Genomic DNA, 23788 nt, shown 5'->3' with positions numbered 1-23788 from the left:
GGCTTAGTGGATCGATTCACCATGCAAGCGCAGGTCAAGACCTTCGCGTTCCGCATCGGGATCGACCCGCAGGCCGACGATCAGATCGACAACCTTCAGAATGATGAAGGTCACAACTGCCGTGTAAACGACCGTCACGGCAACGCCATAGAGTTGCAGCAGCACCTGACCGCCGTTGCCATCGAGCAGACCGGCCTTTTCGGCACTACCCGTAATGGCCGGGCTGGCGAAGACGCCGGTGAGGATGGCCCCAACGATGCCGCCGACGCCGTGAACGCCAAAAGCATCCAAGCTATCGTCGTACCCCAGGGCGTTCTTCAGGCTCGTTGCCGACCAGAAGCAGATGACACCCGAAATCAGACCGATGATGATCGCAGCACCCGGACCGACGAAACCAGCCGCCGGAGTGATCGCCACAAGACCGGCAACCGCGCCCGAGATGATCCCAAGGATGGAGGGTTTACCGCGCATCGCCCATTCCGCAAACATCCAGGCGAGCGCGGCAGCGGCAGCGGCAATCTGAGTTGCCAGCATCGCCATACCGGCACTAAAGCCTGCGGTGACGGCCGAACCGGCGTTGAAGCCGAACCAACCCACCCACAGCAGCGACGCACCGATGACCGACAGCACAAGGTTATGGGGCAGGAACATTTCCGTACCGTACCCCCGACGCTTACCAATCACGAGCGCCGCGACCAGACCGGCAATCCCGGCATTGATGTGAACGACCGTACCACCGGCGAAATCGAGCACGCCCGCCGAGCCCAGGAACCCGCCGCCCCAAACCCATTTGGCGACCGGCACATAGCACAGCAGCAACCAGAAGATCGAGAAAAGCACGAGCGCCGAGAACTTCATCCGATCCGCAACCGCGCCGGTAATCAGCGCCACGGTGATGATCGCAAAGGTCATCTGGTAGGTCAGGAAGACGGTTTCCGGAATAGTTGCCGCCAGCGAATTAACGCTTTCCAGCGTCACGCCCGCCAACATCACATTCGAGAGACCGCCGATAAAGGCGCTGCCCTCCGAAAAAGCCAAGCTGTAGCCGATCACCACCCACAGGATGGTGACGATGCAGGTAATGGCGAAGGATTGCATGACCGTGGAGAGCACGTTCATCTTACGCACCATACCGCCGTAGAACAGGGCTACGCCGGGGATCGTCATCATCAGCACCAGCAGGGTCGAAACGAGCATCCATGCCGTGTCGCCCGAATTGATTTCCACCTTGGCGGCGTCTTGGGCCAGGGCGGGAGCGGCGGCAAGGGCGACCGCAGCAAGGGCCGCCAAACCACGGCCGACCTTTTTAACGCTTTCCTGCATCGGGAAGGTTCCTTCTTGTCGAACGTCGGGGATTCTGAAACCTGACGGGGCCTGCGCCATTACAGCGCGTTCCCATCGGTTTCGCCCGTCCGGATCCGCACAGCGCGGCTAAGGTCGAGGACGAAAATCTTGCCATCGCCGATACGGCCCGTGTGGGCCGCCTTTTGAATCGCTTCGACCACTTGGTCTTCCAGCTCATCGGCAACCGCGACTTCAATTTTCACCTTCGGCAGAAAGCTAACGGCGTATTCTGCCCCACGGTAAATTTCGGTTTGGCCCTTTTGACGGCCAAAGCCTTTTACTTCCGACGCTGTCAGCCCTTGAATGCCAAGAGCGGTCAACGCTTCGCGGACATCCTCCAGCTTGAACGGCTTTATGATCGCAGTGATCAGTTTCATAGCCCGGCTTCTCCCATATCACACCGTTCAGAACGGCATCGGTTGCGCTATAATCAAAAAGCGTGCCGCAATGCGAAACCCGGCCGAATCAGCCACATTTTCGCCAAACTCGCGCCAAGCATGGTTAAAAATTAGGCTATGCCCAAAAAATAACCAAGCGAATGATGCCTAAAGACAAACAGGCCGTTACTCTTTCGGAGCAACGGCCTGTTTTCTTTAGAAAAAATTGAGAAAGATTAAGGATTATCAAAGGATCAAGGAATGTCACCCGGCGCGGGTTCGGTGCGGGCGGTGCGGTAACTCGGCGGCGCGTCGTTGGCCGACGCCGTCGCCGGAACCGATTGCAGCAATGTATCGGCGAAGGATACGAACCGCTGTTGGTCTTCCTTATCTTTGCCTTCCGCCAGCAAATCTTGCACCAGTGCGGGCACATTGCGCAGCGGATCGATATGGCGGCCATCGACAACCAACTCGAAGTAGAGATGATTGCCGGAGGCGATGCCCGTGCGCCCAACTGTACCAATTACCTGCCCCTGCCGCACCGCTTGGCCGACCTTGATGCCCTTGGCGAATTGATCAAGGTGGGCGTAAACGGTTTCCGTGCGATCATCGTGAACGATGCGGATGTATTTGCCGTAGCCGCGATGCGATTTCACCGTATCGACAATACCATCCCCGGCGGCAACCACCGGCGTTCCGCGCGGGGCCGACCAATCGACGCCCTTGTGGAATTTGCGCGCGCGCAAAACCGGGTGCTGCCGCCAGCCGAAACCGGAGGTCATGCGGTATCCCGGCAGCGGGTGAATGAAATCCGGCCCCTGCGCCAACCGCACGCGACCATCTTGATCGATGAGATGGGCCGTACCCTCCTCGGGAACGTAATAATACAGGCGGCGGCTTTGCCCGCCGTGGCTAAGTTCAGCCGAGGTCAAAACCGGGTCGGTCGCCGTGTCCGACGACGCGCGATAGAGCACGTCGAAAGAGAGATCTTCCGCCGAGGCTAAGGGCATTTTACCGTCGGCGGCAAAACTATCGAGCACCTGCTGAACGACCGCCGTCGGTAAACCCGCCGCGCTCAACGCCGGGCCAAGATCTCCCTCGGCCACCTGTCCCGCCACGCGCAAATGAAAACCAAGCGGCGCTTGTACCGGGACTTCGTCGCTAAACCCCCGGCGCGGCGCGTCGGGTTTGGTCGCAAAAGACCCCACCGAAAAGCCTGCAATCGAAATGCCCTGCTCAGCCCGCTCCGCGACCGGCACCGAGTGCCCTTCCGCGACGGCCTCGGTCGGCGGCATCGGCGGCGGTGCCTCCACCCGCACGGCAACCATCGGCGCAGGGTCGGGCACGACCGGCGCGACGACGGAAACGAGTGCGGGAGCCTCCTTAACGGTTATAACCGGCAACGGCGCAGGCTCCAGTGCAGCAGGGGCCGGAACGGATGGGGCAACAGCAACTTCGGTTACATTAGGCGCGGCTACAGCCCGCTCGGCAACAACAGGCGCAATCGCAACGGGTTCGGGTGCCATGACCGGTAAAGGGGCCTTCGCAGGTTCAACCGCAATCACAGGAACCGAGGATTTTTCCGCCGGGGCCGCGACCGTGGCAGAAACCGGCATCACCGCCTCGGCGACAACGACCGAAGGGGCATCGGCCCCGCGTAACCATGTAAAAGAGGTCGGCCCATCGAGCGCCAAGGAAACTGAAATCACCTGAACGCGGCGCGGGTCGCAGCTATCAACATAGCGCGCCACGATCACCGAGCCGCTCGCCCCGAGCCCACCGGCGCGCTCAGTCAGCGTGCGCACGGAGTTATCGGCTTCGAGCCGGGTGAGGCCAAGGGCTTCAAGGCGGCGATTGAGACCCTCGAAGGCCGTAAGCGGCAGGGTTTGAAAATCCGCGTCGACCAGATTGGGAACGCACCCAGGGGCCACGGGCGGCGCACTCACCGGAAGCAGAACGGCCGATGCCCCAGCCAGTATTTTCGCGGTGGGTGTTTTCGCAGCGGGCTTGGCAACCGGATGATGGGCTTGCGGTGATTGGGCCGACGCTTCGGTGGATTTTGCCGACGGTTGCGGAACGGTTTTAGCGGGGGCAACTTTTGCCGAAACGGGCTTTTGGGTCGATGGTTTGGCCGCCGCAGGCTTCTGAGCCGCCTTAGCGGGATTTTGCTTAATGGCAACCCGCTTGGTCACGGGCGCTTTTTGCAGCGCTTCCGTAGCGGACTTGGCACCACGCCCGGTTTCCGGCGCCCCAACGGCCTTGCCCTGAGCCCCCGACTGAACAGCAAAAAGCGATAGAATCAGCGTTGATACGAACCCCGCTCGCTGAATCCTGTGCGCCATACTGCCCTCCCGTGAAACTCCTTATGAGAGTCCCTACAGGAGGCAATTCAACTTGTCTAGGTAATACCTATTAACGTGCCTAAGTCTTGCCTTAATCACCACCAAACACCGCCATTGAGGCAAGGACTCACACTGTCTCGGTAATACTTGTTAACAGCGCCCCTTTCCCTTTTCCACATCGCCTTGGCTTATTTGGTTAAAATGCTGCGCTCTTCATGCCGCCTGTATTTGTGACAAAAATTGATCGACGTGATGCCGCATCACCGTGATCTGCGTGTTGATCGAGGTTGCCGCCTGCACCACTTGTTGCGCTGCAGTGCCAGTTGATTGGGCTTCGGTGGTCACGACCTGCGCTTGCTCCGTAAGGCCCGCCGCGCCAACGGCTGCTTGGCGCACGTTCTGCGCGATGGCTTTGGTGGCTTGGCCTTGTTGCGATACGGCAGCGTTAATGGTCATCGCGCCCTCGTTCATCGAGCGGATGATCGAGCCGATCTTTTCGATGGCATCGACCGTGCTGCCCGTCGCCGTCTGGATCGCGCCGACCTGGGCTTGAATGTCTTCAGTCGCCTTCGCCGTCTGCGTGGCGAGACTCTTCACCTCGGAGGCGACGACCGCAAAACCCTTCCCGGCATCCCCGGCGCGCGCGGCTTCGATCGTGGCATTCAGCGCCAGAAGATTGGTCTGACTGGCAATGGCATTAATGAGTTGCACGATTTCGCCGATGCGATGGGCGGCATCGGCGAGGCCGCGCACCTGCCCCGTCGTCATTTCAACACTCACCACCGCGTCACCCGCCATCGTGACCGACCGCTGAACCTGCTGGGAAATCGACCGAACCGATTGATCGAGTTGGTCCGCCGCCGTGGCAACCGACTGCACATTGCGCGTCGTATCGTCCGCCGCCGAGGTCATCGTACTCGTGTGACTAATCGATGCATCTGCCAGTGTTGCCATTTGACGGGATTGGTCGATCATCTGGCCCGCCGCACCTTCCACCGAACCGACCAGCCCCGCTACCGACGCTTCGAACTGGCGGCTCAACTCCTGCAAGGCCTGGCGCTTAGCGGCCGCAGCATCGGCCTCTAGCCGCGCTTGTTCGGCCTGAAGCGCGTCCATCCGCGCAGCATTATCCTTGAAGACTTGAACGGACCGCGCCATCGCACCGATTTCGTCCTGACGGCTCTGGCTGGGAATCTCCATCTGGCGCGCGCCATCGGCGAGATCTTTCATCACGCCCGCAATCCGGCGCAGCGGCTTCGAGATCATCCAGCCAATCACGGCCACCAGGGCCACGACGAGCAAGACCATGATGATGACCGCCGCGATACTGCTATTCATGGCCGACTCTTGAATCATCCGATTCTGTGCATCAAGACTCCAAGCAATTGCAATAGCGCCGCGCAGGCTGTCGCCCCGCCGCCCCGTAACGGGCGAAACAATTACCATATGATCTTCAGTAACCAGAACAGCGCTGCGTAATTCTTTCAACGTGGGCAGCGCATTGTTAAAAACTTTATCAATAGGATAGGGTTTTAAGCGCTTGGTTTCATCGTGATATTCGATAATTACCTTGCCATCCAAATCGAAGGCGGCTACGCTCGCCAAGGTTGAATCGGGCCGCTTGGCCAGCGGTAAATACTCGGCTTCGGCGCCAGCCCCATCACCCCCGGCAATGGCGGTGCGGACGGCGACCGCCAGCATTTCCGATTTGATGGTTGCTTCCTGCCGCAGCGTTTCGAGCAGACTGGCTTGCGTCGCGCGGATTTGCAGCGCAATCAGGGCTGCAAAACTGAGGAGTACCGCAAGGGTAAGCATGACCGCTACCTTGCGCGTCAAGGTCCAAAAAGACGTCATCCCATGTCTCCCCTGTGCCCAGCACGGCAGGCCGCCGGATGATCCCCCACGGTTCACCCACCCTCCTGCCGAAGCAGTAACGCGCATGTCGCGCGTCAATTGTTAACACGCACAAACTATGCCGCTTCCGTTTCGATCTTTTCTGTGCATTCCGGTGTTTTCCGGTTACTTTAAGCACACAATTGTCGAGATTTCGGAAGAGACCCCCTGTCATTTGAAGTGTCGATACAATACCTTTTACGGAAATGAAACTGAAATAATCGGCATCCTCGTGCCGTTAGTAACAAACGAAAGATCCTAAGCTGATGCGTGGTTTTGCGATACATTTATTGCGATTAAATTACCGAATCAGCAGTATTCTGCTAGCACTCGCGCTTCTCGCAGGCTGCGCCCAGCGCCCGCCCGCCCCGCCCCGCGATACGGTGCCGCCCCTCCCGCCGCGAACTGAAAGCCCCAGCGAAGCCTATCTCGCCTGTCAGGCCAATCTTTCGGAAGTAGGATGGGATTTCGAGCCTATCGCTAGTTTCACCACACCCGATGGATGTGGTGTGGTCGACGGTGTTAAGCTGCAGCGCTCGACGATGATGTTAAGCCGCGCAACGGTTGTCACCTGCGATCTTGCCTACGCTATTGCCCGGTTTGAGTTCGAAATTCTTCAGCCCCTTGCCGAAGAACTCTTTAAGAAGGAAGTCAAACGCATCGATCACGTCGGCTCTTATAATTGCCGTGGGATCCGCAACAACCGTGCGCGCCTCTCGGAGCACGCCAAAGGCCGCGCCATCGATATTATCGGGGTTGAACTCACCGACGGCACGCGCATTCGCGTGGAGGCCGATTGGGCCGATAAGGGGCCAAAAGGCCAGTTCCTCCGCCGGGCGACAAAATCGGCCTGCGGGCTTTTTAGCGTCGTCCTCGGGCCAAACGCCGACCGCGACCATCGCGACCATCTGCATTTAGACGTTGGCCCGCAACGCTACTGCGGCGCGTGATCAGAACGCCCGCGCAAGCCGAATGCGAGGGCCATACCCGCCGCCGAAAGCCCGGCCATCGCATAAAACCCCGCCCCGCCGAAGGCGCCATAGAGCGGCCCGACGAGCATATAGGCGAGCCCCGATCCAATCCCCATCGGCAGCGCGGCATAGAGCCCCTGCGCGCGCGCCGATAGCCCCTCTGGGCTGCATTCGCTCAGCAACTGCATCGCGCCTAAATGGGCCGCGCCGAAGGTCAATGCGTGCAAGGCCTGCACGAAAATCAGCAGCGTGAAATCGCTGGTCGCCCCCAGTACGCACCAACGTACAATCCCGGCGATCCCCGCCACGACCAGCAAAGCCACCGGACGGCGCAGCAGGGAAACGCGCGGCACGATGGCAAACAGAATAATCTCAAACACGACCCCTTCGGCCCAGAGCAAACCGATCTGATCTTTGCTCAGCCCCATCTTCTGCCAATGGAGTGAAGAGAAAGCGTAGTAGAAGAGATGGGAGTTTTGCAGCAGCGCCGCCGTGAGATAGAGCCGCCGCAGGGAGCGTGTTCGCAACAGGACGACAAACCCCATCAGCATATCGCGCAGGCCCGGCGGGCGCGGGCGGGCCTCCATCGGCGGGTCGATCAAGCCCCGGCTGGCGATGACGCCCAGCACGGCCAAACCGGCCATTGTGTAAATGATCGGCCCCGGACCCGTTGCCTCCAAGACCGGCCCCATCGCCAGCGCAACGACGAGGAAGGAGGCCGAACCCCATAGCCGCACCTGACTATAAACGAGGCCATGGGTGCGCCCCGCCGCCAGCGTCACCGCATCCGTAACCGTTACAACCGCCGCCTGAAGTGCCGTCGCCACCGCCGAGAGCAGCAAGATTGCCCCTAGCGAATAAGAATTGGCTAGCGCGATCATTAGGGCGATGACCAGCAGTAAGGTTAAACCAATTAAATCGCGTTTCCGCGCCACTTGATCGGCCACCTGCCCGGCCATCAGCGTAAAAACCACCTTCGCCGCCATACCAACCGCGAACACCAAGCCGATTTCCGACGGGGTAAGGCCGCGATAATCGAGCCAGACCGACAAAAACGGCGTGGCGACGCCGAAAGCGCTATAAAAAGCAGCACAGAATAGGCTGAAGCGAAGATATGGTTTCATGCGATATCCTTGCCCCGCCCCCGCATCCGCGTCGAGGTGCCCCGGCGGCATAGGTCGTATGCCTATGCCCCTTGGGCAGAAGCTGGTATAGACCGCTGCCTTTTAGAGTGGAGACCGCGCTATGCCCCGTTGGACCCCCGGCGATACCCTGGTTCTCGCCACCCATAACCCCGGCAAAGTCCGCGAAATCGAAGATCTGCTGCGCCCCTTCGCCGTGCCGGTCGTGGCCGCAGGCACCTTGGGCCTGCCCGAGCCGGAGGAAACCGGCCTGACCTTCATCGCCAATGCCGAACTGAAGGCCCGCGCCGCCGCCGAAGGGTCGGGAAAGCCTGCGCTCGCTGACGATAGCGGCCTGTCGGTCACGGGTCTCGGCGGCGCACCCGGCATTTATTCCGCCCGCTGGGCCGGACCGGGAAAAGATTTTTCGGTGGCGATGGCGCGAGTGCAGGCCGAATTGGCAGAGAATGCCGACCGCAGCGCCGCCTTCCATTGCGCCCTGTCGCTCGCCTGGCCCGATGGGCAGATCGTGACGTTTGAAGGCATTATCGAGGGCACGCTGACCTTCCCAGCGCGCGGCCCGAACGGCTTCGGCTATGATCCGATTTTCATTCCCGAGGGCTATAGCCAAACCTTCGGGGAAATGGACGCCGCCGCCAAACACGCCATGAGCCACCGCGCCTTAGCCTTCGAGCAATTGGTGAAAGCCGTTTTCGCGTGACCCTGCCGCCCGACCCGCGCGCCTTTGGCGTTTACGTCCATTGGCCCTTCTGCCGCTCGAAATGCCCCTATTGCGACTTTAATAGTCACGTTCGGGAGAAAATTGAGGCAAAGGCGTGGGAACGCGGCCTTATCGCCAGCCTAAAGCGGCAAAAAGCCCGATTTGACGCCCAAGGATTAGGCAATCGTACCGTCTCCTCGATTTTCTTCGGTGGCGGTACACCGTCGCTGATGCCGCCGCGCCTCGTCGGCACCGTGATCGAAACGATTGCCCACCTGTGGCCGCTCGACGCCGACACGGAAATTACCCTGGAGGCGAACCCGACTTCCGCCGAAGCCGAAAATTTCGCGGGATATGCGGCGGCGGGCGTCAACCGTCTCTCCATCGGCGTGCAGGCACTGGAAAAAGACGCGCTGGGATTCTTGGGGCGCACCCATGACCCCGATGAAGCCCGGCGCGCGATTGCCTTGGCGCGCCAGCATTTCCCCCGCTTCAGCTTCGATCTGATCTACGCCCGCCCCGGCCAATCGGTCGCGGCGTGGGAAGCCGAACTGCGGCAAGCGCTGGATTTGGCCGTGGGGCATCTGTCGCTCTATCAACTGACCATCGAACCCGGTACCGCCTTTTACGGGGCGCACGCGCGCGGCGATTTCGCCCTGCCCGACGATGCGCTGGCGGGCGATCTGTATGAGGCGACGCAAGCACTGCTGACCGCCGCTGGACTGCCCGCCTATGAGATTTCCAATCACGCGAGGCCGGGGCAGGAAAGCCGCCACAATCTTCTGTATTGGCGCTACGGCGATTACCTCGGCGTCGGCCCCGGCGCGCATGGGCGGCTGACCCTGGACGATGGCGCACCCCTGGGCCGCAAGCTCGCCACCCGCGCCCAAAAAGCGCCGGAAACTTGGCTGGCAGCCTTGGAAGCTGGTGAAGACGGGTTGACCGAGGTCGAGCCCGTCGCCGTGCCCGACCGGCTCACCGAATTGACCATGATGGGGCTACGCCTCGCCGAAGGCGTGCCCCTCGCCCGCTACTTACGCGAAACCGGCCTGCGACCGGACGCCAGCTTGGATGCCGCCGGGCTTTCCCGCATGATCGAGGGCGGGTTTTTAGCGCAGACCGACACCCATCTGACCGCCACCGAGGCGGGACGGCAGCGGCTGAACGCCCTGCTGACGCAGATTCTTCCCGAGGAGGGGGCGCAATGAGGCGATTATTCCGCCGCCGAGGGCAGCGGCCAGGGCGCAATTTCCGCCAGGGTTTTCGCCATATCGGGTTCGGCGCGGGCCAAATCATAGCGCATTTGCAGCGTCAGCCAGAAATCGGCGCGCAGGCCGAAGAGCTTTTGCAGGCGCAACGCGGTATCCGCCGTAACCGCCCGCTGCCCCGAAACGATTTCGCCAATCCGGCGCGCGCCAACGCCCAAAGCTTTCGCCAAACGATATTGCGTCATCCCGAGCGGCTCCAGAAACTCGCTTTGCAGAATTTGCCCGGGATGCACAGGCGGAATGCGCGTGCCATCGCTGAGGTCGGCAATATCCGAAAAATCCAGCCGGTCGATATAATCCCGGGTATAGGCCATCGTCAGTCCCCCTCAATGGTAATCGACAAGTTCGACGTTCCAGGCATGGCCGTCGCGCCAGTCGAAACACAGCCGCCATTGCCGATTGACCCGGATGCTCCACTGCCCGGCGCGGTCGCCGCCGAGTTTCTCCAGGCGGTTGGACGGCGGCAGGCGCAGATCCTCCACCGCTCGAATGGCCTCCAGCAGTTCCATACGCGCCAAGGCCGCCGTCTGAATCTCGCGCGAAACGCCGCGCACCCAGCGCCGCTCCGCTATCAACAGTGTGGTTTTGTCGGCAAAACTCTTTATCACGCGGCCATAATAGCGCAGAACGATATTATCGCTAAGCGCTATTATCGCGTCACGGCCCTAGGGGATACACCATGATCGATCTCTTCCCCCTCGCCCGCCCGTTTCTGCACCGGATGGACCCGGAGGAGGCGCATGGCCTCACGCTGAAGCTGCTCGCTGCCGGGATGGTGCCGCAAGTGCCGATTCCGCCCCTGCCGCGCCTTGCGACGCATATTATCGGGCGCGACCTGCCGCATCCCCTGGGGCTTTCGGCGGGGTTCGATAAGAATGCGCGCGCTTTTCACCAGTTTCCGCGCTTAGGCGTTAGCTTTGGCGAGATTGGCGGCGTCACGCCCCTGCCGCAAATCGGCAACCCGCGCCCGCGCCTGTTCCGCTTAAGCGCGGATCAGGCGATCATCAACCGCATGGGCTTTAATAATGAGGGCATGGCCGCCGTCGCCGCCCGCTTTGCCGCGCGCAAGACGCCGGGGCAGATCGTCGGCGTTAATCTCGCCTCCAATGCCGATAGCGCCGATCCGGCCAATGATTTCGTTCTGCTGGCGCGCGCCTTCGCCCCCCAGGCCGATTTTCTGACCTTGGATATTTCCTGCCCGAATACGGCGAACGGCAAGATGTTCCTAAGCCCCGGCCCGTTGCGCGATTTGCTGGACCGGCTGGCCGCGCTCTTTGCCACCCCCGGCCTCAAACGCCCGCCGCTGGTGGCCAAAATCGCCCCCGATATCGATGAAGCGGGGCTCGACGCCGTGTTGGAAGTGCTGCTCGAAAAAGGCATCGACGCGCTCACCTTGAGCAATACCACCCTGGCCCGGCCCGACACGTTGCGCAGTTCTGAGAAGAACGAGCGCGGCGGCCTCTCCGGCCCGCCGCTGTTTGCCGCCTCCACCGATATTCTGCGCAAAGTGTTTTGCCGAACGCGCGGCTGCCTGCCACTGATTGGCGTCGGCGGGATCAGCAGCGGGGCCGATGCCTATGCCAAGATCAAAGCCGGGGCCTCCGCCCTCCAGCTTTACACGGCGCTGGTCTACCAAGGCCCCTGGGCGGTGCGGCGCATTCTGGTGGAACTCGATCAGCTTCTCGCCCACGACGGCCACGCCCGGCTTGTCGAGGCGGTTGGGGTCGAAGCCTAACCAACGGGCTTGCTCATTCGCATAATTGATCCTACCGTGAACAAAAATATCGGGAGGATCGGATGAGCTTCGATCTCGTTATCTTTGATTGCGATGGGGTTCTGGTCGATAGCGAGGTGTTGAGTTGCACCAGCCTTGCGGCGCTGCTGACCGAGGTTGGCCTACCAACGCGCTCAGACGAGGCGATGGCGCGCTTCCTCGGGCGCAGCGTGACCGCGATTGCCGAGGATTTTCAAACCCGCCTGGGCCGTCCCCTGCCCGATGATTTCCTGCCGCGCTTTCGGGCCGATGTGATGGCGCGAATGCAGCGGGATTTAACCGCGATTCCCGATATTGCCGAGGTTCTGACAGCGCTAACGGCGCGCGGGCAGCGCTTCTGTGTCGCCTCCTCCTCGGAGCGCCCCCGGCTGGACCTAGCCTTAAGCCTAACGGGGCTTGCGCCGTTCTTTGAGAATCGCGTGTTCAACGCCGCGATGGTGGCGCGCGGCAAACCCGCGCCCGACCTCTTTTTGCACGCGGCACAGACCCTTTCCGCCGATCCGGCCCGCTGCCTTGTGATCGAAGATAGTCTGGCGGGGGTTCAGGCCGGAAAGGCGGCGGGGATGATCGTTTGGGGCTTTACCGGCGGCAGCCATTACCAAAATGTCGCCGGTGCGGAAATGCTAGCGGCGGCGGGGGCAGATCGCCTATTCAAGAGAATGAAAGAATTCGATCCCGCCGGAGTGTGACCCGACCGATGGCCAGCAGCGACAACGACCCGTCGCGCCTTGACGATGCCGCCCGCGCGGGCTGGCTCTATTTCATCGCGGGCAATACCCAGGATGAGATTGCGCGCAAGCTTGCCGTGTCGCGGCCCACGGCGCAACGGCTGGTGTCGCTGGCGGTCTCGGAACGGCTGATTACCTTCCGGCTCGACCACCCGATTGCCGCCTGCATGGAACTCGCAGCCCAACTGACCGCGCGCTATGGGCTTCAGCATTGCGACGTGGTGCCGAGCGACCCCGATTCGACCAGCAGCACCTTGGGCATTGCCCAGGCCGCCGCCGCGTTTCTCGAACAAAAGTTGCGCTCTGATAAGCCGATTATCATCGGCGTCGGCACTGGGCGCGCGCTGCGGGCGGCGGTCGAGCAACTGCCGCGCCTCAACTGCCCGCTGCACGAGGTTGTCTCCCTGATCGGCAATATCTCGCGCGACGGGGCCGCCAGCTTCTACGACGTGCTGAGCCGCTTGGCCGATCTCACCCAAGCCCGCCATTACCCGATGCCGCTGCCGATTCTCGCCACCTCGCCGGAGGAGCGCGATTTGCTGCTGGGGCTCGATGCGGTTCGAAAAGTCCGGGCGCTGGCGGCGCGGGCCGATGTCACCCTGGTCGGCGTCGGCCAGATCGACGGGCAGGCGCAACTGCATATCGATGGGTTCATCTCGCGCGACGAATTGATGGACCTGATCCGCCTGGGCGCGATTGGCGAGGTCGCCGGGTGGGCTTTCGATGCACAAGGCCAAATTTTGGAAGGCGGGACCAACCGCACCCTTATGAGCGTTCCGCACCAGATTCCCGCCGAACGGTTGATCGTCGGCGTCGCCCAGGGCAGTGCAAAAATTCAGGCCATCCACGCTGCCCTAAAAGGGCGCATTCTGAGCGGCCTGATTACCAACGAAGCTACGGCCCGCGCGCTTCTGGGCTAATCGCCCGCCCCCTAAATCCCTGATTTTGCACCGCAAAAAACGCGCAGAGAAATACCTCTGTGCGACACTTGCGCGCGTTTTACGATTGACAAGGCACACTCGGAAAATGAACATACGCTCACTATAAGAACATATGCTCAATATCCAGGGAGGATAGATCATGCGTATGACCCTCGGCGCTCTCTTGGGTGCCGTCTCGCTCCTTGCCTTCTCCGCCTCGGCCCAAACCAAGCTGACCATCGCCACGGTCAACAATGGCGATATGATCCGCATGCAGGGGCTCACGTCCGATTTCACCGCCAAGAATCCCGGCATTACCGTGGATTGGGTGACGCTTGAAGAAAATGTACTGCGCCAGCGCGTGACCACCGATATTTCAACCAAAGGTGGCCAGTTCGATATTCTGACCATCGGCACCTACGAAGTGCCAATTTGGGCAAAGCAGGGCTGGCTGGTGCCGCTCGATGGGCTCGGCGCGGATTATGACGTGGACGATCTTCTGCCCGCCATCCGCTCCGGCATTTCCCAAAACGGCAATCTCTATGCCTCGCCCTTCTACGGCGAAAGCTCCTTCGTGATGTACCGCAAAGACCTGTTTGAAAAAGCAGGCTTGCAGATGCCAAAAGAGCCGACCTGGGATTTCATCGCCAGCGCCGCCAAGAAAATCACCGATCCCAGCACTCAAACCTACGGCATCTGCCTGCGCGGCAAGGCCGGGTGGGGCGAGAATATGGCCTTCCTGACGGCAATGGCCAATTCGATGGGCGCGCGCTGGTTCGATGAAAAATGGAACCCCGAGTTCACGGGGCCGGAATGGACCAAAACGCTCACCACCTATGCCGGGATGCTGAAGGATTCCGGCCCGCCGGGTGCCTCCGCCAATGGGTTTAACGAAAACCTCGTGCTGTTTAATTCGGGCAAATGCGGCATGTGGATCGATGCCACCGTCGCCGCCTCCTTCGTGACCAACCCCAAGGAAAGCACCGTTGCCGATAAGGTCGGCTTCGCCATCGCCCCGAATGCTGGGCTCGGTAAGAATGCAGGCTGGCTGTGGGCCTGGAACCTCGCCATTCCGGCGGGCTCGAAAAAGACCGACGCGGCGCAAAAGTTCGTCGCCTGGGCGACCAGCAAGGATTACACCAAGCTTGTTGCCGCAAAAGAAGGCTGGGCTAACGTGCCGCCCGGCACGCGCAAGTCGCTTTACGCCAATCCCGACTATCTGAAGGCGGCCCCCTTCGCCGAACTAACCTTGGCTGCCATCAACGCCGCCGATCCGATCAACAGCACCGTGAAGCCGAAGCCCTATGTGGGCGTGCAATTCGCTGCGATCCCCGAATTCCAGGGCATTGCAACGCGCGTCGGCCAATCCTTCTCGGGCGTTATCGCCGGGGCAACCTCGGTTGAGGAAGCCTTGAAATCGGCCCAAGCGACCACCGAACGCGAAATGAAGCGCGCCGGTTACATTAAATAGTATCTCTCCCGGACTGGGGGTGACTCCGCTGGGAGTCACCCTTTTTTTCTGAATTGGGAGCATCGGCATGGCCACTCGCCATAGTAACATCGCCGCCCGTCTCGCCCTCTCGCCGTCCGTCATCCTGCTGTTTTTGTGGATGATCGTGCCGCTCGGGCTGACGCTCTATTTCTCCACCCTGCGCTATAATCTTCTCTCCCCCGGCACCGAAAGCTTCGTGGGGTTTGAAAATTACGCCTATTTCCTGTCGGATCCCGACTTCTTCGCCAGCCTGCAAAACACGCTGGTGCTGGTGGGCGGCGTGCTGGCGATTACCGTGCTGCTCGGCATTGGCATCGCCCTGCTCATCGACCAGCCGATGTTCGGCCAGGGGCTCGTGCGCATCATGGTCATCACGCCGTTTTTCGTGATGCCGACGGTGAGCGCGCTGGTGTGGAAAAACCTGCTGATGCACCCCGTCTCGGGCCTGTTCGCTTGGGTGGCGATGCTGTTTGGGTTTCAGCCGGTCGATTGGTTCGGGCGACTGCCGCTTTTCTCGGTTATCCTCATTGTCGCCTGGCAATGGCTGCCCTTCGCCGCCCTTATTTTGCTGACCGCGCTGCAATCCTTGGACGGCGAGCAAAAAGAAGCCGCCGAAATGGATGGTGCGGGGCCGTTTTCCTATTTCTTTTATATCGTTCTGCCGCACCTCGCCCGCCCGATCACGGTCGTCATTATGATCGAGACGATTTTTCTGCTGTCGGTCTTTGCGGAAATCTTCGTCACCACCGGCGGCGGCCCTGGGGTTGCGACAACGAATATCGCCTTCCTCGTCTATGCCCAGGCCCTCATTCAATACGACGTCGGCGGGGCCTCGGCGGGCGCGATTGTCGCCGTGGTGCTGGCCAATATCGTCGCCTTTTTCCTCGTGCGCCTCGTCGGCAAGAATTTGGAGGCGTGATATGGCGCGCTCGACCCCGCTTCCCCGCCGCCTCCTCAATTCCGGTTTCGCCTGGGCCGTCGGCCTGCTGATGTTCGGCCCGGTGCTGTGGATGATCCTCACCAGCTTCAAGACCGAGGTCGACGCCTCGGCGATGCCGCCGCAGTTCCTATTCTTCCATTGGACCTTGGAAAATTACCTCACGGTTCAGGAACGCAGCGATTACTTCCATCATGCCTGGAACTCGGTTTTCCTCAGCTTCGGGGCCACGATTTTCGGGCTTTTGGTCGCCATTCCAGCCGCCTGGGCGATGGCCTTTGCGCCGAATAAGCGCACCAAGGACGTGCTGCTGTGGATGCTCTCGACCAAGATGATGCCCGCCGTGGGCGCGCTGGTGCCGATCTATCTGATTTTCCGCGACACGGGGATGCTGGATAACCGTTGGGGCCTGCTGGTTCTCCTTGGGATGGGCAATCTGCCGATTGTGGTATGGATGCTCTACACCTACTTCAAGGAAATTCCGAAGGAGATTCTGGAAGCCGCCCGCATGGATGGCACCAACCTTCCCCAGGAAATCTTCTTCGTGCTGCTGCCGATGGCCGTGCCCGGCATCGCCTCCACGATGCTGCTGAACGTGATCCTCGCGTGGAACGAGGCGTTTTGGACCCTGAACCTCACCACACGGTCCGCCGCACCCTTGACGATGTTCATTGCCGCCTATTCGAGCCCCGAGGGGCTGTTCTGGGCGAAACTGTCGGCCGCCTCCACCCTCGCCATCGCCCCCATTCTCATCATCGGCTGGTTCAGCCAGCGCCAGCTTGTGCGCGGCCTGACCTTCGGCGCGGTGAAATAACTTATCTAGGAGAAACCGCCAATGGGCGCGATCCAACTTCGAGGCATCAAGAAATCCTTCGGCGCGGTCGATGTTATTCCCGGTGTCGATCTCAGCATCAACGACGGCGAATTCGTCGTCTTCGTCGGCCCTTCGGGCTGCGGGAAATCAACGCTACTGCGCCTGATTGCCGGGCTGGAGGATGTCAGCGGCGGCGCGATTCTCATTGACGGGCAGGATGTCGTGAACCTGCCGCCCGCCAAACGCGGCCTGTCGATGGTGTTCCAATCCTACGCGCTCTACCCCCATATGAGCGTGCGCAATAACATCGCCTTCGGGCTCAAAATGGCGGGCTTGCCGAAAGCGGAAATCGATAAGAAGGTCGATGCTGCGGCTGCCGTGCTGAACCTCACCCCCTATCTCGACCGGAAACCCGGCGCGCTTTCGGGCGGGCAGCGCCAGCGCGTTGCCATTGGCCGGGCGATTGTGCGCCAGCCGAAAGCGTTCCTGTTCGACGAGCCGCTCTCGAACCTCGACGCGGCCCTGCGCGTGCAGATGCGCCAGGAAATCACCCGCCTGCAACGCCAGCTCGCCACAACGGCGATTTATGTGACGCACGATCAAGTCGAAGCCATGACGATGGCCGACAAAATCGTCGTGCTCAACGCGGGCCGGGTGGAGCAAGCGGGCTCGCCGCTGGAGCTTTATGATCACCCCGATAATCTCTTCGTCGCAGGCTTCATCGGCTCCCCGAAGATGAATTTCATCACCGGGGCCGAGGCCGAACGCCACGGCGCGAAAACCCTGGGCATCCGCCCTGAGCACCTCAACCCCACCCGCGACGGCAACGGCTGGCGCGGCACCATCACCACCGCCGAACATTTGGGCAGCGATACCTTCCTCTATCTCGACGTGCCGGAAATCGGCGCAATGACGGCGCGGGTGCAGGGGGAAGTGGGGCTGAAGGTCGGCGAAACCGTCGCCCTTGCCCCCGACCCCACCCGCCTGCACCGCTTCGATGCGGCTGGAAAGGCCATACGCGCATGAAACTTGAGAATAAAATCGCCGTGATTACCGGCGGCGCGCGCGGCATCGGGTTTGCCATCGGTGCGCGCTATGTGGCGGAAGGCGCAACGGTATTTCTCGCTGACCGCGATCATGCCGAAGCCGAAAAAGCCGCCGCCTCCCTCGGGCCGAAGGCGCATGCCGTGGCGCTCGACGTGACCAAACTCCATTCGATTGAAGCGATGGTCGCGCAGGTGATCGCCACCGCCGGGCGCATCGATATCCTGGTGAATAATGCCGCCGTTTTCGATATGGGGCCGGTGTTGGACGTGACCCCGGAGAGCCTGGATTTCCTCTTCGCCGTCAACGTGAAGGGCCTGTTCCTGACCTTGCAAGCGGTCGCGCGGCAGATGGTAGCGCAGGGCACGGGCGGGAAGATCATCAATATGGCCTCCCAAGCGGGGCGGCGCGGCGAGGCGTTGGTGTCGATCTATTGCGCGACGAAAGCCGCCGTCATCAGCCTCACCCAATCGGCGGGGCTCGACCTGATTAAACACCGCATTAACGTCAACGGTATCGCCCCCGGCGTGGTCGATACCCCCATGTGGGACGAAGTCGATGCGCTGTTCGCCCGCTATGAGAACCGGCCCTTGGGCGAAAAGAAGCGCCTCGTGGGCGAGGCCGTTCCTTTCGGGCGCATGGGCTTAGCGGAGGATCACACGGGCGCCGCTGTGTTCCTCGCCTCGGCGGACGCCGATTTCATCGTCGCCCAAACCCTCAACGTCGATGGCGGCAACTGGATGAGCTGATCCAAGCCCGCTACCGCCCTTTTCCTATTTCTGCTGCTGTGGAAGAACCACCATGTATCTCGATAAATTCAAACTCACCAACCGTATCGCCCTCGTGACCGGCGGCGGGCGTGCCATTGGCCTCGGCTCGGTCGAAGCTTTGGCCGAAGCCGGGGCGAAGGTCATCATCGCCGATTTCGACGCGGCGGTTGCCGCCGAAGGCCAAGCCCTCATGAAGGCTAAAGGCTATGAAGTCGATACCGTACTGATGGACGTGACCAATAGCGCGCAAGTGACCGAAGTGGCCGCCGCCACCGTCGCCAAATACGGCCGCATCGATATTCTAGTGAATAACGCCGGGATCGCCCGCAGCGAAACCCCCGCCGAAACCGTGACCGACGAGCATTGGCTGAATGTGCTCGACGTGAACCTCAACGGCACCTTCTGGTGCTGCCGCGCCTTCGGCAATCACATGTTAAAAGCGGGCGGCGGGACGATTGTGAATATCGGCTCCATGTCCGGCTTCATCGTCAATAAGCCGCAGGAACAGAGCTATTACAACGCTTCGAAGGCGGCGGTGCATCACCTGACCAAATCGCTCGCCGCCGAATGGGGCGCGCGCGGCGTGCGGGTGAATGCCGTCGCCCCGACCTATATTGCAACCCCGCTGAATGAATTCGTGAAGTCAAAGCCCGACATGTACAAAGCTTGGCTCGATGGAACGCCAATGGCCCGGCTCGGCGAGATCGAAGAAATCGCGTCGGTCGTGCTGTTCCTCGCCTCCGATGCTGCAAGCCTCATGACGGGGAGTGTGGTTGTTGTCGATGGGGGCTATACCTGCTGGTAGAGGTAGGATAGGCGGCACCACGACAGGGGTTTGGAGATGGGTCAGGCGTTTATCGGCATCGATGTCGGCACCGGCAGCGCGCGGGCGGGGGTGTTCGACGCGGGCGGGGCTTTGCTCGCCAGCGCCAAACATCCTATCCGCCTGTGGCACGGCGCGGGGGGCGTGGCCGAACAATCCGCCGAGGATATTTGGGCCGCCGTCTGCACCGCGACGCGCGACGCCCTCGCCGCCTCCGGCGTTACCGCTGATCGGATTGGGGGGATCGGCTTCGATGCCACCTGTTCGCTGGTCGTCGTCGATAGCGCTTTCCAACCGGTTTCAGTGAGTGCCTCCGGCGAGGCCGGCCGCAATATCATCGTCTGGATGGACCATCGCGCCACGGCGGAAACGCGGGAAATCAACCAGAGCGGCGCGCGGGTTCTCGATTATGTCGGCGGCTCGATTTCGCCAGAAATGCAGTCGCCAAAGCTGCTGTGGCTGAAGCGCCATTTGCCGGAAAGCTTCAAGCGCGCCGCCCATTTCTTCGATCTGTCCGATTACCTCACCGCGCGGGCAACGGGCAGCCTCGCCCGCTCCACCTGCACCGTTACCTGTAAATGGACCTATCTTGCCCACGAGAAGCGCTGGGATGGCGATTTCTTCCGCGCCATTGGCCTGCCGGAGTTTCCGGACGAAGCCTACGCCCGCATCGGCACCGAAATCGTCGAGCCCGGCACGGCCTTGGGGGACGGGCTCACGCCGGAAGCGGCGCGCGACCTCGGCCTTATTCCCGGCATCCCGGTCGGCGCGTCCTTGATCGATGCCCACGCGGGCGGGGTTGGCACCATCGGGGCCATCGGCCCGAACGGCGAAGCGCCCGACCCCTTGGCGCGCGTCGCCTATATTATGGGAACCTCCGCCTGCATCATGGCGAGCACGGAACATCCGTTGTTCGTCAAAGGCATCTGGGGGCCGTATCACTCGGCGATGATCCCCGGCTATTGGCTGAACGAGGGCGGCCAGTCGGCCGCAGGGGCTGCCATCGATTATCTCATGCGCCTGCATCCGGCTTTCCCCGAGTTGGAGAGCCGCGCCAAGGCCGACGCCCTCGCCCCCTTAGAATGGCTGGAGCGGGCGATTCTCGCGCGCGGCCCCGCGTCGAACAGCGTTCTGAGTACCGACATGCTGCATATCGTCCCGGACCTGCTCGGCAACCGCTCGCCCTTTGCCGACCCGGACGCGCGCGGCGTGATTTTGGGGCTCGATACCGAAGCTGGATTGGAGGGGCTCACCCGCCTCTATCTCGCCGCGCTTTGCGGGTTGGGCTATAGCACCGCCCAAGTCATCGACGCCTTCCGCGCGGCGGGGCTCGCCTGCACGACCCTGGTGATGAGCGGCGGCGCGAGCCGGTCGGCCCTGGTGCGGCAAATCATGGCCGATTGCACCGGCTGCACCGTCGCCTATCCCACCACGCGCGAGCCGGTTCTGTTGGGCGCGGCGATGCTGGGGGCGATGGCCGCCGGGCGGTTCACCTCCCTTCGCGCGGCGATGGCGGCCCTATCGCGCATCGGCGCCGTCACCGAACCCGCAAACGGGGCCATTGCCGCCTTCCACCTCAAAAAGCGGCAGGTCTTCACCCATATGCAAGCGCTCGACCGGCTGAGCCGCACTATCATGGCAGGATAAACAATGACGAACGGTTGGCTTTTAAGCTGCGGCGACGCCCTGATTGATTTTATGCCGACGCAAGCGAAAGAGGGTCAGGGGGCGATGCGCCCGACCGTCGGCGGCTCCTGCCTCAATATCGCCGTCGCCATGGCCCGCCTGGGTGCGCCCACGGGGTTCATCGGCGGGCTTTCGACCGATATCTTCGGGCAAATGATCGCCGATCACGCCGAAGCCTCCGGCGTCGATCTGCGTTTTTGCGACCGCAGCGACGACCAGAATACTCTCGCTTTCGTGCAACTGATCGATACCCAAGCGCGCTATGCTTTCTATGATAAAGCCACCGCCGCGCGCGCCTGGCGGTTCGATGCGGCCCGCTTTCCCTGGGCGGAGGTCGATGCGGTTCACATCGGCTCCACCACCCTCATCGACGATCCGACCAGCGCCGAAACCCTGGCCCTGGCCCGCAGCGCCAGGCCGCACACCCTGGTGTCGCTCGATCCCAACTGCCGCCCGGCGCTGGTGAAGGATCTGGCCGATTACCGCGCCCGCATTGCCACTTTCGCCAAAGAAGCGCGCCTTATTCGCCTGTCGGACGAGGATTTCGCCTTTCTCTACGGCGACGCCAACCCCGACGTGGTGGCCGATCAGTTTTTGAAAGATGGGGCCGATCTGGTCGTGCTCACCCTCGGGCGGCACGGGGCGAGCGCGTGGCACAAAGCTTCCGGCCCGATCCACGTTCCCGCGCCGGAAATCTCGGTCGTCGATACCATCGGCGCGGGCGACACTTTCCTCGCCGCCCTCCTCGTGGCCTTGCGGGAGAAGGACGCGCTGACCCGGCTTACCAAACTGCCGACCGAAGTCTTAGGCGATAGCCTGCGCTTCGCCTCAGTCTGCGCCGCCCTCACCTGTTCGCGCGCCGGGGCGAACCCGCCGTGGCGGAATGAGGTGAACTGAGGGGGGCCGTAACGTCGCCGTCGTCATGGTTTAGGCGCGCGTAAGGTGAGGACGGGTTACAGCTTCCCGATGTAAAGACAATTGGTTAATCTCGAAAAGGCTAAGCCCTTTTTGGAAAGACCCGTATTGTGCCCATCATTCCTGAATTTGACGGTACCAATGGTTATGAAGTGGCCCGTGCCCGCATTGCCAAGGAGGCGCAAGCGCAGACGGGGGTTTTGGATTTGGAGGGGTTGGAGCTTGAGGCGCTTCCGCCCGAACTGGCGATGGTGAGGCATCTGCAGGCGCTGGATTTCTCGAATAATCCTCTGACCAGCCTCGACGGGCTGCAACACTGCCCCGAGCTTCAGAGCCTCGACTGCTCAAGCACCGAAATCACCAGCCTCGATGGGCTGCAACACTGCCCCATGTTTCAGAGCCTCGCCTGCTCAAGCACCGAAATCACCAACCTCGACGGGCTGCAACACTGCCCCGAGCTTCAGAACCTCGGCTGCTGGAATACCCCAATCATCAGCCTTGACGGGCTACAACACTGCCCCGAGCTTCAGAGCCTCACCTGCTGGGGCACGCTAATCACCAGCCTCGACGGGCTGCAACACTGCCCCGAGCTTCAGAACCTCGGCTGCTGGAATACCCCAATCATCAGCCTTGACGGGCTGCAACACTGCCCAAAGCTTCAGAGCCTCGACTGCTCATACACTCAAATCACCGACATCGCTCCTCTTAGCGCCTGCCTAGAATTAAAAAAATTTGAGGCACTCGAAACCTGCCTTACAACGGTGCCGCCAGGCTTTTGGGATCGCCATGCCTTACAACATGTCGAAATTAGCTCCCTGAACGGCGTCCCCAGCGAACTTCTGTCTGAGGATTACGAAGATAATTGCCTACAACGCCTGCGCGATTACCTGACCGACCGCGAGACCGGCAGCAAATTGATCCGGGATGTTAAGCTTTTCCTGCTGGGCAATGGCGGCACGGGCAAAACCCAGATGGCGCGACACTTGCGCCGGGAGCCGTTTAATCCTGCGTGGGATAGTACCCACGGTATTCAAGTGACGACGGCGACCTTGACCGGCGATGAGGAGCACCCAGAGAGCAGTATTTTACATTTATGGGATTTCGGCGGTCAGGAACTCTATCATAGTACCCACGCGCTGTTTTTACGGAATCGCGCGCTGTTTCTGCTGCTCTGGTCGCCCGATAAGGAGCCGGAGACCGCAGAAACCCTATATGCCGATCCACTCGACTATTGGTCGCGCAATTATCCGCGTTCTTATTGGTTTGACCAAATTGCTGAGCATGCGGGGACCAATAGCCCGGTTTTGCGGGTGCAAAGCAAATGCGAAACGCACAAAAGTGAGCAATCCCCCTCTCTGGAGGAGGGGCAAAGGTTCGCCTTTTTCCGCTCGCTCGCGTTCGGTGCCGCTAACCGCCACCGAGCCCGCGATTTAAAATCGGCCATCCGCGACGGGCTCGACTATCTGCGCGAAACAACGGGCGAATTTTATATCGGCCAGTCCTGGGCCGAAGTTCAGCGGGCGATTGAGGCGCTGCGAGCAGCCGATGGAACCTACGCCCCCGAAAACCAACTGCGAAGCCGCGACTGGTTCCGCGACCTCTGTACCGAAAAAGGCGTGAAAACGGGCGACGCGACGATTCTGACCTACCTCCACCGCTGCGGAATCCTGTTTTATCATCCTGGCCTGTTCGGCGATCAGATTATCATCGATCAAGCCTGGGTGAACCGCCCCGAGTTTGCCGGAGACCCCAACTCGTGAGAAGTAGGGTCTATGACAAGCAAGACGACGAACAAGTTTTCTCCTGAAGTCCGCGCCCGCGCCGTTCGGATGGTGACGGAACATGAAG

General features: G+C 61.3%; 22 protein-coding genes. 15 read left to right on the top strand and 7 right to left on the bottom strand.

What is annotated here, in order from left to right:
* Positions 1 to 3 precede the first annotated feature (3 nt).
* From ACIQ36_RS04620 to ACIQ36_RS04605, 4 genes are all read right to left on the bottom strand, one after another.
* A complete protein-coding gene (locus ACIQ36_RS04620) occupies positions 4 to 1323 on the bottom strand; it encodes an ammonium transporter (protein WP_395826389.1) in 1320 nt (439 codons plus the stop codon).
* A gap of 59 nt (positions 1324 to 1382) precedes the next feature.
* Complete coding sequence (gene glnK / locus ACIQ36_RS04615) at positions 1383 to 1721, bottom strand: P-II family nitrogen regulator (protein WP_045777258.1); 339 nt, start codon at positions 1719 to 1721, stop codon at positions 1383 to 1385.
* 254 nt (positions 1722 to 1975) lie between these two features.
* A complete protein-coding gene (locus ACIQ36_RS04610; protein ID WP_395826387.1) occupies positions 1976 to 4063 on the bottom strand; it encodes a peptidoglycan DD-metalloendopeptidase family protein in 2088 nt (695 codons plus the stop codon).
* A gap of 213 nt (positions 4064 to 4276) precedes the next feature.
* Positions 4277 to 5917, bottom strand: coding sequence for a methyl-accepting chemotaxis protein (locus ACIQ36_RS04605; RefSeq protein WP_395826385.1), 1641 nt, complete (start codon positions 5915 to 5917; stop codon positions 4277 to 4279).
* 329 nt (positions 5918 to 6246) lie between these two features.
* Here ACIQ36_RS04605 and ACIQ36_RS04600 point away from each other — a divergent pair, with 329 nt between their 5' ends.
* Positions 6247 to 6906 carry an extensin family protein gene (locus ACIQ36_RS04600; RefSeq protein WP_395826384.1) on the top strand — a complete coding sequence of 220 codons (660 nt, stop codon included), beginning with the start codon at positions 6247 to 6249 and terminating at the stop codon, positions 6904 to 6906.
* On the opposite strand, the gene ACIQ36_RS04595 is transcribed toward ACIQ36_RS04600, so the two are convergent.
* The gene (locus ACIQ36_RS04595) at positions 6891 to 8051 is read right to left on the bottom strand and encodes an MFS transporter (protein ID WP_395826382.1); all 1161 of its coding nucleotides are present in this window, start codon (positions 8049 to 8051) and stop codon (positions 6891 to 6893) included. The genes ACIQ36_RS04600 and ACIQ36_RS04595 overlap by 16 nt on opposite strands.
* 121 nt (positions 8052 to 8172) lie before the next feature.
* Between ACIQ36_RS04595 and rdgB the strand changes: the two genes are divergently transcribed.
* Complete coding sequence (gene rdgB, locus ACIQ36_RS04590; protein WP_395826380.1) at positions 8173 to 8769, top strand: RdgB/HAM1 family non-canonical purine NTP pyrophosphatase; 597 nt, start codon at positions 8173 to 8175, stop codon at positions 8767 to 8769.
* Entirely contained in the window at positions 8766 to 9977 is a 1212-nt protein-coding gene (gene hemW / locus ACIQ36_RS04585) for a radical SAM family heme chaperone HemW (protein WP_395826378.1), read from the top strand. The genes rdgB and hemW overlap by 4 nt, the downstream gene beginning before the upstream one ends.
* Positions 9978 to 9982: 5 nt before the next feature.
* On the opposite strand, the gene ACIQ36_RS04580 is transcribed toward hemW, so the two are convergent.
* Together ACIQ36_RS04580 and ACIQ36_RS04575 are read right to left on the bottom strand one after the other, a co-directional pair.
* A complete protein-coding gene (locus ACIQ36_RS04580; RefSeq protein ID WP_395826376.1) occupies positions 9983 to 10351 on the bottom strand; it encodes a HigA family addiction module antitoxin in 369 nt (122 codons plus the stop codon).
* Positions 10352 to 10363: 12 nt separating this feature from the next.
* Positions 10364 to 10645 (bottom strand): type II toxin-antitoxin system RelE/ParE family toxin, encoded by a 282-nt coding sequence (locus tag ACIQ36_RS04575; RefSeq protein WP_395826374.1) that lies wholly within the window; start codon positions 10643 to 10645, stop codon positions 10364 to 10366.
* A 71-nt stretch (positions 10646 to 10716) separates the two neighbouring features.
* Here ACIQ36_RS04575 and ACIQ36_RS04570 point away from each other — a divergent pair, with 71 nt between their 5' ends.
* The 12 genes from ACIQ36_RS04570 (at position 10717) to ACIQ36_RS04515 (ending at position 23700) form a co-directional block, all read left to right on the top strand.
* A complete protein-coding gene (locus tag ACIQ36_RS04570; RefSeq protein WP_395826372.1) occupies positions 10717 to 11772 on the top strand; it encodes a quinone-dependent dihydroorotate dehydrogenase in 1056 nt (351 codons plus the stop codon).
* A gap of 62 nt (positions 11773 to 11834) precedes the next feature.
* On the top strand, positions 11835 to 12500 hold the full coding sequence (locus ACIQ36_RS04565) for an HAD family hydrolase (RefSeq protein ID WP_395826370.1): 666 nt from the start codon (positions 11835 to 11837) through the stop codon (positions 12498 to 12500).
* An 8-nt stretch (positions 12501 to 12508) separates the two neighbouring features.
* Complete coding sequence (locus ACIQ36_RS04560) at positions 12509 to 13459, top strand: sugar-binding transcriptional regulator (RefSeq protein WP_395826368.1); 951 nt, start codon at positions 12509 to 12511, stop codon at positions 13457 to 13459.
* 160 nt (positions 13460 to 13619) lie between these two features.
* A complete protein-coding gene (locus tag ACIQ36_RS04555) occupies positions 13620 to 14930 on the top strand; it encodes an ABC transporter substrate-binding protein (RefSeq protein ID WP_395826366.1) in 1311 nt (436 codons plus the stop codon).
* 67 nt (positions 14931 to 14997) lie between these two features.
* Entirely contained in the window at positions 14998 to 15870 is an 873-nt protein-coding gene (locus ACIQ36_RS04550) for a carbohydrate ABC transporter permease (RefSeq protein WP_395826364.1), read from the top strand.
* Position 15871: 1 nt separating this feature from the next.
* Entirely contained in the window at positions 15872 to 16702 is an 831-nt protein-coding gene (locus ACIQ36_RS04545) for a carbohydrate ABC transporter permease (protein WP_395826362.1), read from the top strand.
* A 21-nt stretch (positions 16703 to 16723) separates the two neighbouring features.
* Complete coding sequence (locus ACIQ36_RS04540) at positions 16724 to 17728, top strand: ABC transporter ATP-binding protein (protein ID WP_395826360.1); 1005 nt, start codon at positions 16724 to 16726, stop codon at positions 17726 to 17728.
* On the top strand, positions 17725 to 18495 hold the full coding sequence (locus ACIQ36_RS04535; RefSeq protein WP_395826358.1) for an L-iditol 2-dehydrogenase: 771 nt from the start codon (positions 17725 to 17727) through the stop codon (positions 18493 to 18495). Before ACIQ36_RS04540 ends, ACIQ36_RS04535 begins: the two co-directional genes overlap by 4 nt.
* 52 nt (positions 18496 to 18547) lie before the next feature.
* Positions 18548 to 19321, top strand: a complete 774-nt coding sequence (locus ACIQ36_RS04530; RefSeq protein WP_395826356.1) for an SDR family NAD(P)-dependent oxidoreductase — start codon at positions 18548 to 18550, stop codon at positions 19319 to 19321.
* 36 nt (positions 19322 to 19357) lie between these two features.
* On the top strand, positions 19358 to 20986 hold the full coding sequence (locus ACIQ36_RS04525; RefSeq protein WP_395826354.1) for an FGGY-family carbohydrate kinase: 1629 nt from the start codon (positions 19358 to 19360) through the stop codon (positions 20984 to 20986).
* 3 nt (positions 20987 to 20989) lie between these two features.
* Entirely contained in the window at positions 20990 to 21922 is a 933-nt protein-coding gene (locus tag ACIQ36_RS04520; protein WP_395826352.1) for a carbohydrate kinase, read from the top strand.
* Between the two features lie 128 nt (positions 21923 to 22050).
* The gene (locus tag ACIQ36_RS04515; protein WP_395826350.1) at positions 22051 to 23700 is read left to right on the top strand and encodes a leucine-rich repeat domain-containing protein; all 1650 of its coding nucleotides are present in this window, start codon (positions 22051 to 22053) and stop codon (positions 23698 to 23700) included.
* Positions 23701 to 23788 lie beyond the last annotated feature (88 nt).

It is taken from the genome of Elstera sp., from assembly GCF_044372965.1.
GTDB lineage: Bacteria > Pseudomonadota > Alphaproteobacteria > Elsterales > Elsteraceae > Elstera.
This window is presented reverse-complemented; position numbering and strand designations above follow the sequence as displayed.

Excerpts from the sequence above, each read along its gene's own strand:
- ACIQ36_RS04525 (WP_395826354.1), top strand. The coding sequence starts at position 19,358 with ATGGGTCAGGCGTTTATCGGCATCGATGTCGGCACCGGCAGCGCGCGG.
- ACIQ36_RS04570 (WP_395826372.1), top strand. The coding sequence starts at position 10,717 with ATGATCGATCTCTTCCCCCTCGCCCGCCCGTTTCTGCACCGGATGGAC.
- ACIQ36_RS04545 (WP_395826362.1), top strand. The coding sequence starts at position 15,872 with ATGGCGCGCTCGACCCCGCTTCCCCGCCGCCTCCTCAATTCCGGTTTC.
- ACIQ36_RS04555 (WP_395826366.1), top strand. The coding sequence starts at position 13,620 with ATGCGTATGACCCTCGGCGCTCTCTTGGGTGCCGTCTCGCTCCTTGCC.
- ACIQ36_RS04550 (WP_395826364.1), top strand. The coding sequence starts at position 14,998 with ATGGCCACTCGCCATAGTAACATCGCCGCCCGTCTCGCCCTCTCGCCG.
- ACIQ36_RS04595 (WP_395826382.1), bottom strand. The coding sequence starts at position 8,051 with ATGAAACCATATCTTCGCTTCAGCCTATTCTGTGCTGCTTTTTATAGC.
- ACIQ36_RS04530 (WP_395826356.1), top strand. The coding sequence starts at position 18,548 with ATGTATCTCGATAAATTCAAACTCACCAACCGTATCGCCCTCGTGACC.
- rdgB (WP_395826380.1), top strand. The coding sequence starts at position 8,173 with ATGCCCCGTTGGACCCCCGGCGATACCCTGGTTCTCGCCACCCATAAC.
- ACIQ36_RS04520 (WP_395826352.1), top strand. The coding sequence starts at position 20,990 with ATGACGAACGGTTGGCTTTTAAGCTGCGGCGACGCCCTGATTGATTTT.
- glnK (WP_045777258.1), bottom strand. The coding sequence starts at position 1,721 with ATGAAACTGATCACTGCGATCATAAAGCCGTTCAAGCTGGAGGATGTC.
- ACIQ36_RS04620 (WP_395826389.1), bottom strand. The coding sequence starts at position 1,323 with ATGCAGGAAAGCGTTAAAAAGGTCGGCCGTGGTTTGGCGGCCCTTGCT.
- ACIQ36_RS04540 (WP_395826360.1), top strand. The coding sequence starts at position 16,724 with ATGGGCGCGATCCAACTTCGAGGCATCAAGAAATCCTTCGGCGCGGTC.
- ACIQ36_RS04610 (WP_395826387.1), bottom strand. The coding sequence starts at position 4,063 with ATGGCGCACAGGATTCAGCGAGCGGGGTTCGTATCAACGCTGATTCTA.
- ACIQ36_RS04560 (WP_395826368.1), top strand. The coding sequence starts at position 12,509 with ATGGCCAGCAGCGACAACGACCCGTCGCGCCTTGACGATGCCGCCCGC.
- ACIQ36_RS04605 (WP_395826385.1), bottom strand. The coding sequence starts at position 5,917 with ATGACGTCTTTTTGGACCTTGACGCGCAAGGTAGCGGTCATGCTTACC.
- ACIQ36_RS04580 (WP_395826376.1), bottom strand. The coding sequence starts at position 10,351 with ATGGCCTATACCCGGGATTATATCGACCGGCTGGATTTTTCGGATATT.
- ACIQ36_RS04535 (WP_395826358.1), top strand. The coding sequence starts at position 17,725 with ATGAAACTTGAGAATAAAATCGCCGTGATTACCGGCGGCGCGCGCGGC.
- ACIQ36_RS04565 (WP_395826370.1), top strand. The coding sequence starts at position 11,835 with ATGAGCTTCGATCTCGTTATCTTTGATTGCGATGGGGTTCTGGTCGAT.